6 protein-coding genes and 1 riboswitch are annotated in these 12,959 nt (G+C 37.0%); of the genes, 2 read left to right on the forward strand and 4 right to left on the reverse strand.

What is annotated here, in order from left to right; genetic code table 11:
* Nucleotides 1–107 precede the first annotated feature (107 nt).
* Nucleotides 108–5,054 carry a gliding motility-associated C-terminal domain-containing protein gene (locus IPM48_13315; GenBank protein ID MBK9272565.1) on the reverse strand — a complete coding sequence of 1,649 codons (4,947 nt, stop codon included), beginning with the start codon at nucleotides 5,052–5,054 and terminating at the stop codon, nucleotides 108–110.
* A 252-nt stretch (nucleotides 5,055–5,306) separates the two neighbouring features.
* Complete coding sequence (locus tag IPM48_13320) at nucleotides 5,307–8,546, reverse strand: PKD domain-containing protein (protein MBK9272566.1); 3,240 nt, start codon at nucleotides 8,544–8,546, stop codon at nucleotides 5,307–5,309.
* Nucleotides 8,547–8,651: 105 nt separating this feature from the next.
* On the opposite strand from IPM48_13320, the gene IPM48_13325 reads away from it, so the two are divergent.
* Nucleotides 8,652–9,302 carry a hypothetical protein gene (locus IPM48_13325; protein ID MBK9272567.1) on the forward strand — a complete coding sequence of 217 codons (651 nt, stop codon included), beginning with the start codon at nucleotides 8,652–8,654 and terminating at the stop codon, nucleotides 9,300–9,302.
* Here IPM48_13325 and IPM48_13330 read toward each other — a convergent pair.
* Nucleotides 9,299–11,719 carry a TonB-dependent receptor plug domain-containing protein gene (locus IPM48_13330; protein MBK9272568.1) on the reverse strand — a complete coding sequence of 807 codons (2,421 nt, stop codon included), beginning with the start codon at nucleotides 11,717–11,719 and terminating at the stop codon, nucleotides 9,299–9,301. The two genes, IPM48_13325 and IPM48_13330, sit on opposite strands and share 4 nt — an antisense overlap.
* Before the next feature lie 27 nt (nucleotides 11,720–11,746).
* A riboswitch (TPP riboswitch) is annotated at nucleotides 11,747–11,850 on the reverse strand.
* A gap of 6 nt (nucleotides 11,851–11,856) precedes the next feature.
* Nucleotides 11,857–12,369: an ATP-binding protein gene (locus IPM48_13335; protein ID MBK9272569.1), complete on the reverse strand. Its 513-nt coding sequence runs from the start codon at nucleotides 12,367–12,369 to the stop codon at nucleotides 11,857–11,859.
* Between the two features lie 30 nt (nucleotides 12,370–12,399).
* Here IPM48_13335 and IPM48_13340 point away from each other — a divergent pair, with 30 nt between their 5' ends.
* A complete protein-coding gene (locus IPM48_13340; GenBank protein ID MBK9272570.1) occupies nucleotides 12,400–12,957 on the forward strand; it encodes a hypothetical protein in 558 nt (185 codons plus the stop codon).
* Nucleotides 12,958–12,959: the final 2 nt, after the last annotated feature.

A 12,959-nucleotide genomic window follows, 5' to 3' on the forward strand; every position in this document is an offset into this window, starting at 1 on the left:
GTAATTTCCTATTTATCAATCATGTAATCAAAATTACACCCTTTTCTACATACTTCAAGATCCCTTAAAAGTCTGTTCTGCTGCCTTGCCTAATTAAAAAACTGTGGTTATCGGATTAGTGTGAATTCTCCGGTTCTTTGAATTCGTTCTCCAGCATTGGTCTCAAATTCCAAAACAAAAACATAAACTCCTGGAAGACAATTCCTATTCAGAAAAGTGCCATCCCAACTGATTTTTTGGGAATGTGGAACCAAATTACTAATTCCATAAATGCGATTACCCCACCGGTCATAAATTTGGAAATCATTTACCAGCTTTACTGACTCATCCAGTTGCAAATAAAATTCATCATGAATTTGATCGCCATTTGGAGTAAATGCATTTGGCCAATATACATTGACTTCATTCAAGACGGTAATTCGAACTTCATCTGTCGCAATGCAACCGTTGGTATCTATTACTGTGACAATATAATTTATTGATTGATCAGGTATTGAAATGTTGTTTAAACAATCAGAGCAGCTCAAATAATCCATTGGTGACCAAAGAATGGTTGTCAAAGAACTGCTGTCCTTATTAATGAGTGACTTCAGCACAACGGGTACCCCTTGATTAACCGTTGTATCCTGCAGGACATCCAAATGAAGTCCAAGCTGATTGGGAACGAAATAAATGGTATCATAACTGCAACCATTTCCATCTTTTACGTGAAAATGATAATTACCTGGTCTTAAATTAAACCATCGGGAGTCCATCGTAAAATTAACTCCATCTATGGAATATGAAAATGGAATGGTCCCTCCTTGCCGGACATTAATTTCAATGGTTGCTGCCGCAGAATCCACACATAAATCCTGAATGATGCCAAAATCAACAGAAGTAATTGGTTCTGGAACAACAGATAGGTCAATAGATCCATTCGAGACACAACCATTTGATTCGTCAGTGGCGGTTACAAAATACCTTCCGCCTTTAATTACCAATGCCAGACTAGTGTCTGAACGATCTAGGATCATACCGTTGACTGTTGACCAATTATACCGATATTTTTTCAAATTATTTTTCGATATTATTTCAAGACGGATTGGAAGGCTATCACAATTTATACTGTCAAGCTGAGAAATTAAAAATTCAGGAACCAATGTATCAATTGGAATTATAATGGAACCATTTAATAAACAACCGTTCTTCCTGTTCTTGAGTGAATAGCTATGCTTACCAGGTATATTGGTTGAAAAGGATCTTCCCAAAATTTCAGTAGAGTCGGCCAAAATCCAAGACACATCAACAATAGAATCAGTCGATAGTAACTCAATAAAGGAAAATTCTCTGTTGCAGGTAATGGTATCAAATTCTACAAGCACATTTGGCAAAGTGGTGTCAATCTGAATATTTATGGATGTATCTAATTTACAATGATTGGACCCTATTACTTCAATTTGGTACAAGCCTGGTAAAACCAAATAAATGGGTTGACTTGTTGTTTGGATGAAAGTATCAGGATGAATTATTGTCATTGTAAAAGAGTTAGAACCAATACTGGGAAAGATTTGGACCATCTTCTTGTCACAAGTCAAAGTATCCGCCATCCAAGAAGAAAATTGAAGTAAAGTGTCATAAGTAACCACAACTGAGTCAAGGGAAATACATCCAAATTGATTGGTAAGCTTTAAAAAGTATTTTCCCTCAGCAGGCTTTTGTATCATTCTTTGACTGGAAAATAAACCATCTGGGAAAGTCCAAATCAACGAATCATTCATGGTGACACCTTCCACAAATAAGATGGCAGAATCTTTTTCCAAGCAGTCAAAATTTGAATCGAAAAAAACAACACTTGTTGGTTTGGATCGATCTTCCACCCAGATGGAGTCAATGGTGATGCAATCTGATTGATTCCTCGCGATACCTATATGCCACCCAGCTTGATCCGTAATGATAAAACTAGTGGAATCTTCTGATTTATCAGGCCTAATCAGTCTGTAAAATAAATTTCCGGATGGACTCAGTAAATCAACTCTAACCATTGGGGTCCTGCAAGTAATGGTATCCGCCTGCATGGTAATTTCAGGTTTTTCAATAGATGCTTTCATCAAAATTGAATCCCAAACTTCACATCCATTTGCTGAAGCAATTTTAAACCGATAAAGGCCCAAAAATTCAGACTGAAAAGTCTTTCCAACAATTGTATCTCCGTTTGGAAGTAACCATTCTACAAAATCATCCACTTTTGAGGAAGTCAAACGAATCTCTGCCTTACTTCTGGAGCAAGTAATTGAATCTATTACAACCTGATATTGTGGAAGCAAAGTGTCTATAGGTATAAAAATAGAATCTTCTTTCAGGCACCCATTGACATTGGAGGTCACGGTCAAATAATATATTCCGGAATTGGAAACGAAAGCGCTTGGCAAATTAGAATTAAAATTAAAAGGTCCCCTCCAGATAATAGATTCTGTGCTCAACATTGGTTCCGCTCTTAATTCTACTGATTTTTTTAAACACGTCAAGGTATCAGGAACAATTCTAATAAATGGGGATATGGTATCAATTGGAATAAAAACTGATCTTTTGGTTTGACATCCATTGGCTGACTCTACAGTTAGTTCGTATAAGCCGGGACTGAACACAAATGGATTTTTGTTGATGCTTCTAAAATTATTAGGGCCTATCCATGAGAAATCGATTCCCAAATTACTTTCGGCAATTAGTTGCACGGAGTCAGTTAAACAATTCAAAGTATCCGAAATGATTAAAACATCAGGTTTTCCATTGTCTTCATCTACAAAAATTGAATCCACACTCAAGCATCCATTGGAATTCCATAAAAACAATTTATACCAACCTCTTTCTCTAATCCATGGCTCCAAATTATTGGATGTAAAATTCGACCCAATCCAAAATATTGAATCCGCTATTGCCCCCTGTGGAAAAATCTCAACTAACAATTGAACACTATCAGAAAGACAACTTATTTTAGAAGCGCTTAGATTGGTGGATAATGGTGATTTTAGCTCGGGTACAAATATAGAGTCTGTAACAATGCAGTCATTGTAATCAGTGACAACTATAGTATAAATCCCTGACTCAGCTACCAAAGCATCCAAACCCATTGAAGAGTAATTATTTGGACCATTCCACTCAATTTTCTTAAACGATTTATTAAATGTTGTTCTGATTTCAGCCAAAGTATCCTCACAACTCAAAGTATCAGAATCCAAAATAACTAGGAGATCAGATTCCTGATGGATCAATGAAAATTTGATTTCCGAGCTGCAGCCATTTACACCAATTGCTTTTAGGTGATATTCACCTTCTGTTTGGATAAAAGGCCTGCGCGAAAAAGAATAAAATTGATTAGGGCCGGTCCATTCAATAGAAATCAATGAATCCAAACTTTCAAAACTCACCAATATTGAATCCATCGAACAAGGCTTTACGATGTCACTTGCCATAATTCTGGGCGAAGCTGTATCCAAAGGAATAACAATGATTTGATGTACCTTACATCCAGTTGTATCCTCCAAGCTAACCACATATCTACCTGATAGATTTGTGTTTAAATGACTGGAGTCAGAAACCAATTGATTATTATTATCTCTCCATTCCCATTTAGGATTTACCACATTCGTAATCGCCAAAATATGTGCGGTATCTTCCAAACAAGTAATGGTATCTAATTTAACATGCAATTCTGGAACTTCGCTGATTTTATTCACAAAAATGCCAATGGTGTCTTTGCACAAACCTTCTTGAAGGGTCAATTGATAGAATCCCTGCTTGTTTACTTTTACTCTTTGGGTATCTGAAGAGTCGGCTATATTTCCATTTTCTGTCGCCCATGAAAATCTGGTGAAGGCCCCATAAGTCGAAATAGAAGCGTCCAAAGTTACCGTATCTTTATGGCAAGTAATGTCATCAATTGGTCCAAGTATTTCTGCTTTTAACTCAACTGTTTTTAAATTAAACCTTAAAAAGGAGTCACATCCATTTTCATTAATAAACTTCAACTGATATTGTCCATCCGCAAAATATTGGCTTCCATAAATTTCAAAAGTATCACCACGACAAATTGTGATATTTGTATCCAAGGTGCTTGGAAGAGGGTGAATGACTACATCCAGACAGTTCTTTGAAAACTCTGCACATATTCCTTTTGAATTCAAAATTACCTCACTCCTAATTTGACTCAATCTGGCATCTTGGTTGGTTGATGGTAAACTAGATGAATCACTTGTTAAATATGAAAGGCCGCAGATTTTATAATTTCCTGTACCATAAGTGCTCAAATCAGGTGTTTCTGTGATTTGCAAAATACTGTCATTTTTTGCAACTAAATATTTGAAATCGTAAATATTTGAATCAGGTTTATAATTTGATTGTATGATCCAATCCATTCTGTCAAGAGAATCATTCCCCAAACAAAAATGCATTTCCTTAGGATCGAAAAATCCACCATTTGGACTACATGAAATACAAGAAGTGTTTTTTACATCGCAAAATAACAAACAAACCTGATATACCTGCCCTGTCTGAAATCTTTGATGGTCCGTAATTTCAAGATTCCAAACACCATTCACGGGTCCAAAATCAAAATCTTCAAGACAACCCATTTGAGGATAATATGTCCCATTATAAAACTGTCCAAATACACCCCAAGATTGAATATTATCCCACTTTTCATCGTAACCTTGATCCGGAATGGCCTGATCAAAACAATTAACAAACTTTACATCCCATCTTGAAAAAAAGGTATATCCAGAATTTCCTGTCGGGCCCAACAATCCTACCCTTTGACCTGATGGAGATACCAGGGTCATGGTAAGATCTCCAATATATTTATGATCAAATCGAATTCGTACACCACATAAGCCCTGATCAGGTGAAGCAAGGTCGTTGTTTAATGCACCCGATACTGTGATACGTAGGGTCCTTGTGTCTAAATCTTCTATAACAAATGTACTGTCCAAACAACACCATTGTGCCTGAACTCCTGCAAATAATTGCAGGATAAAGAGCAAAAACCACCATTTTAAGTATCTACATTTGGTTGCCATGAGCGAACTACAAAATTAGAAAACAGAGATGCCCTGTCCAAAATATTACACCAAACCACTGACTTACAATTAAATACATTACTCTTAAAAAAATCTAATCGTCTTGAAATGAAGCTTGAATTGCTAATCACCCCAAAGTTTTTAATGCAACCTTATGATAATAAGACGCAGAATTGGTTATGAATGTTGCAAAACAAAAAGAGCCCCAAAGTTACAACTGAGGGGCTCTTTTTGTGGCATTAACATTTTTTCTTAGTCAACAATCATTAGCCTGGTTGTAAATTGATTTTCACCATCGTTTACAAAAACCATATACACTCCAGACCTTAAATCGCTAACATCAATATTCTTATCAAGGATGTTGTTTGCACTACCTTTCAGATTGTAGACCTCTCTTCCTGTCAAATCCATAATTTTTAAATCCAATTTTTCATTCGGATCAATGCCATAAGCTTTTAAGTTAAAGAACTGACTGGTTGGATTCGGCTGGATGAAATAGAAGCTTTGTTCTTCAAAAGTAGAATTCCTTTGATGTAATGATCCCTCAAAATCTTCGTCATCTAACGTGGTGGCCGAATTTTTAGTTTTTTTCTTCGATCTGTCCGGGCATTTCACCGGAGATAACACATTCAAATATGCTACTTTAATGACAAAATTTTCTCCATTGGTGTTTTTGACGGTAAGCTTAACGGAATATTTTCCTGCATACTCATAAAATACGCTTGGATTTTTCTCAGTCGATTCCGCTGGCTCTCCTTTTTCAAATTGCCATAACCAATCGATCACATCATTAGAAGACAAGTCACTAAAGGTCAAACGGTCACCGGCACAAATTTCAGTTTTAGAAGAGAAATCCACTCTTGGAATTAATAGGACAGCCATTTGTTTTCTGTATTCTGTTTCTCCGCATACATTCTTTACTTTTAAAATAACTTCAAAATCCCCTTCAGCCTTATAAGTATGCGATGGATTGATCTCATTGCTTTTTTCTCCATCGCCAAAACTCCATTCATATTCCTCTCCATATTTGGATGAATTATTGAAAAATACAGTTAATCCTGTAATCGAAGTTTGAAATTCAGCAGTTGGTACTGACTTTACCTCAACATATTTCAATTCTTCATAAGTCATGGTGTCTAGCCCATTAATTGCTTTGAGTACAACATCATAGCTCCCGGTATTGTCGTAAATTACCTCTGGTTCGAAATCAGTACTTGCTGATGGATTACCACCAGGAAAACTCCATAAATATGAACTAGCACCAGTGGATGCATTTTTAAACTTTACTTTAAACTGTGCACAGCCAACATTGGGTTGCAATGAAAATTTGGCAGTCAAGGTATTGGGTATTTCGACTTCCTGACAAGAAGTATCCTTACCGCAAATATTTTTAACTACCAAACAAACGTTGTATTTTCCAGGACCAGGAAAGATATGTTCCGGATCGATTTCAGTACTTTTTTTACCATCACCAAAATTCCAAAGAGTGGAATCGGCATCAGGCGTAAGGGTTTTGAACTTTACCAAATTGCCAACCGGATCCTCATGGTAAAAGTCTGATGTTGTTATAGAATCTGACTTTATATATTTTACTACAGACCTGATGTCTTGATAAAGTGAATTGGAAGCAGTTAATTTGACATCAAATTCACCTTTGCGTTCATAAACCACAATTGGATCCTTCAACATAGATGTTGCAGGTGATCCACCCGGAAATTCCCATTTAAATCCAGTTGAATTTGATGAGGATAAATTCTTATATTTCACTGTAAATTTAGCACATCCCTGTTGTACATCCGACGTAAAATCAGCCGAAACAGGCGAAGCCACCACCAATCGAACAAGCCTATTGGCACTGCCACATTTATTGCTAACAATAAGCTCCAAATTATATGTTCCATCATTGGAATATTCATGGAAGGGCAGTTCTTCAGTAGAGGTGTTTCCGTCCCCAAATTTCCATAAGAAAGACTCTCCATAAAATTGAGTCACATTGGTTATTTGAAGCTCCCGGTCAATCAAAGTGTAATCAAATCTAACAATGTTTGGTTTTTGCTCTACCTCAATGTAGTCCTGATATGTTACTGTATTGTTGCCAAAAGAATTGGTCGCTCTTAAAGTGACCGGATAAATTCCTCTGGTGGAATAATTAACCATTGGGTTCTGAGCAGTAGAAGTGGATGGACTTCCACCTGGGAAGGTCCATAGCCAGGAAGTTGGATTATTGGCAGATTCATCCGTGAAGTTGACTTTTCCAACCACACATACAGAAGTGGGAGAACCAGAAAACATGGCTTCAGGTGGCAGACCTCCAGAACAAGCACCTAAACATCCTCTGGAAGGTAAAAATGAATTAACCTGTGAGATCGAAGTTGCTGACCAAGAATTGGAGTTGTTTACGGATGGAGCCATTATTGTATTGGAACCAGAGGGATCATGCCCACAACTGAAATTGTGCCCGAGCTCATGGGCCTGCAACACTCTTAAACTTTGAGCACCCCCTCCGAAATCACTGCACACATTGTACCTGGAATTGGTGCAAACAGAAGATAGCCATGCCAATCCAATTGCACCTGAAGTATATTTTCTTGTCCAGGCTGTCGCTACTGCGAATCCTGTGCCATAACCACCACCGTTACCCCAGGATCTGTGTATATCAAGGTGCTGATTAATATTGTTTATATTATTCCATGGGTCTTGACTGGTCGTGGTTGGAACAAATGTGGCTGCAACACCGAACTCTACTTCATGCGCGAATTCGTTGTCATAATTTGTTTGAACATTGTTCAAAACTCCGATCATAAAGCCTTCCGCTTGCGGCACTCCTCCTTTGTTATCATGTATGGTTTTATCGCAACCTAATGCCACATCTACTGTATAACAAGCTGATCTGCTGCCGGATGATGGAGGGTCTGATTTGGTGAGATGATCTGCAAGATGTAGGTGGCTTTTGTATTGCTCATACCCACAACTAACATTGGGGTTAGGGATTACATCTCTTTCACTATAGATAACAATATGATTTAATGGTGCTTTTGCGTCAAAGTAGCTCAACGGTTCATAAAAATATTTTATACCGGATTCTTCAATAAATCCATAGAGAAAATTATCCGCAATGGTCATACATGACAATCCTCCTCTTGGTCCCTGAATATTGGCTTTGAAAGTTCGTAAATTCTTGTTGCGTGGCAATTTTACTTTGCCTTCATCAGATGCCTTGGTTAAAAAATAGTTTTTGTTGAAAATATCAAACTCAAATAGGATAAGATCCCAATGGTGTTTGGAAGTTTGAATTTGCATTTTCTTAACAGTGGATCGTGTATTGAGGGATGCTTGGATGGCAGCAATATCCAAATTGACAACCTCGTAATCCTTAAATAACCCCTTCAGCAAGGCTTGGTTCTTGTAATTAACCGGTTGACCTACAAAATTTTGAGCAGATAAACTAAAGTTAAAAATTAGAATACTTGCAACAAAAACCAAAGATTTCATATTCATTTGTTTGTTAAATTTCGACAAAGTTAGTCAATGTATTATTTTTACAATAATTAAGTGGGGTTCAAAAAATATATTTTTATTTAATTAATTTGTTAATATATGAATTTCAATATATTAAATATTACAAAATATTGTGGTTTCATCGCAATCATTATAGCTTCTGAAATTGTGAATCCATTGGAATGTCAGGCCCAGGTCAAATCAAGTTTAAAGAAGAAAAAGACCACAAAAAAGGATGCGGATTATAAATTGATGGACCATTTGTGGTTTGGTGGTGGGTTGACTTTACAGTTTGGGAGTTCGGCATTGAACAATGGAGCTTTGGTGGGCAATTTTTTTAATGCGGGAATTTCACCCATGGCCGGTTATAAGCTCACCAAATGGCTTTCTGTTGGACCTCGAATTGAATATAGTTATTATAATGGTCGCTATTCTGGAGCCTCTGAAATATACAAACTTTCCTTTTCCAATTTCAGCTTTGGTTTATTCAATCGGATGAAATTCCTCGGTACCTTTTTCACCCATTTAGAAGCGTCAAGAAACAGTGAATTTTATTGGACCGGTTTTTTTGACGCCAATAATAAATTCATCCTTCAGCGGGAGTGGAGCAACCACCTATATGCTGGGCTTGGCTATAATTCAGGTGGAGATTTTGCTTATGAGTTTTATGTTATGTATGATTTTCTTGCCCCGGATGATGTGACCAATCTTCCAATCATTTACAGGGTTGGGTTTACTTACAAATTTTAAATTCGGAGTAGAATTCCAATGGTATAATGTCTTAGTGCCTGAGGGTATAAGCCTTTATAAAAAAGCGTCCCATTGGTTCCACTACCCAAGTATGGATCGGGACTAGCTTGTTCATCCGATGTAAACCTTGAAAACCATCCATGGGTGCTATATTTTTTGTCCCACAAATTGTAGCACATAACAAACCCATTGATTTCAAGTTTTTTCCATTTTGTTGTGTAGGCCATTCTAAGGATTCCAATATGATACGCTGGCAACTTGGCTTCATCTGTGCTCGATAAATCAAGATATTGCGAACCAACCCATTTGTGATGATAATTTAAGATGAGTGGAAATTTCTTCTGCAATTCGCCAAATTTCATTTCTAATCCTGTAAAAAGCAACCAATCCGGCGAGAAAGCCAAATTCCTATCCAATGCTTCCATTGCTGGTATTGCATTTTCTGGAGCTCCATAATGTGGTATAGTTTCAGTGAAAATTCCAGCCTTATTTGCAGAAAAGTTTGCCGCACTGGAAAGTGTTAGGCATTTCAAAACTTTGTATAATAAATTTAATTCAATTCCTGTGCGACCCGCCCTTGGGATCTGAACCCGCAAGGGATCTCCGGTTTCATTCAAAGCGCCGGTCAAGGCCAAATATTGGAAATATTGTAATCGATAAAAATTGAATTTAAAATTAAAGTGGGAATGCTCGAATTGTCCTCCTGCTTCAAAATCCAATAGATGCTCCTTATTCACGGCTGGACTGGACAATACATCTTCACGATAGGGTTCCCTCTGATAATAACTGGCAGAAGCGGAAAAGTGCAAGTTTGAACTGGCTTTATATTGAAACGCCGTTTTTGGATTCAGCAATAGGAAATTCCTGGAATATCCTAAATTACCATACCGATCGTCCTTTCCATTGATGCGATAGTTTAAAAATCGTCCATGTCCATCCAGCAATAACAAGCAATTATCATTCAACTTAATAGAAGTTTTTGCAAACAATGCCAGCTCAGATTTCAATCCCTTGTTACTGTAATAATCATGTCCTAAACCGCTTACTTCTTCCAACCCGATGGAATTCACCCTTCCAAAATGTCTGCCATTGTAATGAGAAAATGAAAGCCCGTAACTATATTTTCGGTCCAAATTTTGATATTGGTCAAGTCCCATGTAGACATAAGCATAATGATTGTCTAACCATTTTCTCCTAACCAAGTCAAAATTAGTTTCAGTTGGATGGGTGAGTCCATAATCGAGCAAAAATGCACCCGCTTTGTAGTTTTCATAATACCCATATCCTTTGGTATAGTTTCCATTGATTACAAGATTTATACCCTTTTTCATTTCCTGGTGGTAAAATACCTGCAAATGTTTCTGGTTGTATTGATCTACTTCGTCAGGATAAGGTACTCCGGATTTTTCTCGACCAGCTATGTTGAAGCGTACTAAGGAATCAACATTGAAATAGGAATAAGGTAAACCAAACCATGCTTGTCCGGTCCTCTCTTCACCATCAATATAATTTATACGCACACTATTGTGTGAATGAACGATGGCTCCACTCAGAAACAATCCCTTTAAGTCACTTGCCGATCTTTCAATAAAGCCATTCGATTTTTGTTGACTAAGTCTACCCTCTAGTAAATATTTTCCCTTTAAAAGACCCGAATGTAAATTAAGGCTCCAAAGAGAAGTGTTAAATGAGCCCATTTGGGTTTTCAATTCAGCAAAAGCTTCAGAGAACACTGTATTCAAATGAATATCTACAGCGGCACCAAACCCACCGGTTCCTGCCCTGCCGGGGACAAAACCTGACAATATATCAATACGATCTGAATTACTTATAAGATCCGGGGTATTTACAAAATAAGTCCTGGAAGATTCCTGATCGTTCAGTGGAATTCCGTTAAGATTGACCTGCACTTGATTGGGATCAATTCCTCTGATTCGAAAACCCGTGTACCCTACCCCATTACCAGCTTCGGACTGCACTTGAACGGATGCTTGTGATTGCAGCAAATAAGGAAGGTCTTTTACATCCGCCTTGTTTTTAATTTGCCCAAGATTCAGAGTATTGGAACTTGTGAGCTTATCTGATTCCCAACGACTGCTGATGATACTTACCTCATTCAATGAAATAAAATTTTCATTCAATATAATGAACAGCTGATCGGAATCCACTCTTTTCTTAAATATTTTCTGAATTTCCCCATCAAATATTACATAAAAGGTAAATTCTGAACCCAAAGTAAATTGAGCTTTAGTTAAACCATTTGTACTGGTTATAAGATGTTGATTGTTCTCAGGAACGTATATTTCAACATTTGAAATACCTAAGTTCTTTTCATCTGTGACCTGAATGGTAACATCCACCTGGCAAAAAAGGTCAGAAAATACGAGAAATAGGATTAGAAAATTAAAAAAATTCATGTTGCAACAATGTTTAAATTGAGTTGCTGCAATAGAACACATACTCCCTTACCGGAATTACCCGGTCAGGTTCTATGGGTATTATCTCAGCCGGTGAGTAATCACTGATGCGGCACCCCAATTATGATTGCTCAAAATTAAAGCTCTTTTAGAAATCTCCTGATAAAAATTTCAGTTTTGCTGATTCGTTTGGCGCCAACTCCACTCACAATTTGAAAATTACATTTATGGCTCAAAATAAATTCCAAATAGATTTTGAACAATGGCATTCTCCAATTGGGATGTTCTCTTAAGGGATCAAAAATCCAAGGTACATCAGGATAGCAAATCAAATAGAGGGATGGAGGGTGCTCTTTCCAAAGTTTCAACAACTCATGATCCATTTTTCCAAATTTCACTTTTTGCCAAATAAGGTAGGTTAACAAATCCCCATCTTCAAACAACAATGCATCATTTTGATCCAGTTCCATAGCATTAATATGTTGCCGTACAGCCATTTGTGAGATTGAATGAAAGGTATAGTCTGGACCATGCTCTGATAGAAAGAGACGACTATATTCAATATTCAGCTTACCTTTGTATCGATGAGAAAAAAGGACAGCTAGACTGGTTTTTCCTGTAGATTCAGGGCCGGTAAAAACAATTCTCATTGCCAAGCATTAAATTTAGAAGATTTCAGAATGCACGATATTGAGCCATATTACTATTGGAGAGGTCTGTACGATAGCGAAGAAGATGAGAAATCACCCTTTGCAGGACAGGTTCATTCAGAATTTGAATATGCCAACAAAATATATAATTTCCTCCTTCATCCCCAATGGGATAATTTTGGTTCCGCAAATTTATACATAAAACTCTTATATGTCGATTATGAACAAGGTTTTGCCATTATGGAGTTAATTGGAGAGTGGAATGATTGTATCGAAAATGATGTCATGTATCTAAAAAGGAATGTTATTGACAAAATGCTGAGTGAGCAAGTCTATAAATATATCCTTATCTGTGAAAACGTACTAAATTTTCATGGATCCGATGATTGCTATTATGAGGAATGGAAAGAGGATATTGAAGAATATGAAGGTTGGATTTGCCTCTTGAATATTTTGCCGCATGTTGAAGAGGAAATGAGACGGACGATGATACAATATCACATAAATCTTGGTGGCAAATTCAATGAAGTCCATTGGAGGAAATTAAATCCACAAATGCTCTTTGAATTTATTGAATCTAAAATTTAAAA

Source organism: Saprospiraceae bacterium, assembly GCA_016715965.1.
GTDB lineage: Bacteria > Bacteroidota > Bacteroidia > Chitinophagales > Saprospiraceae > Vicinibacter.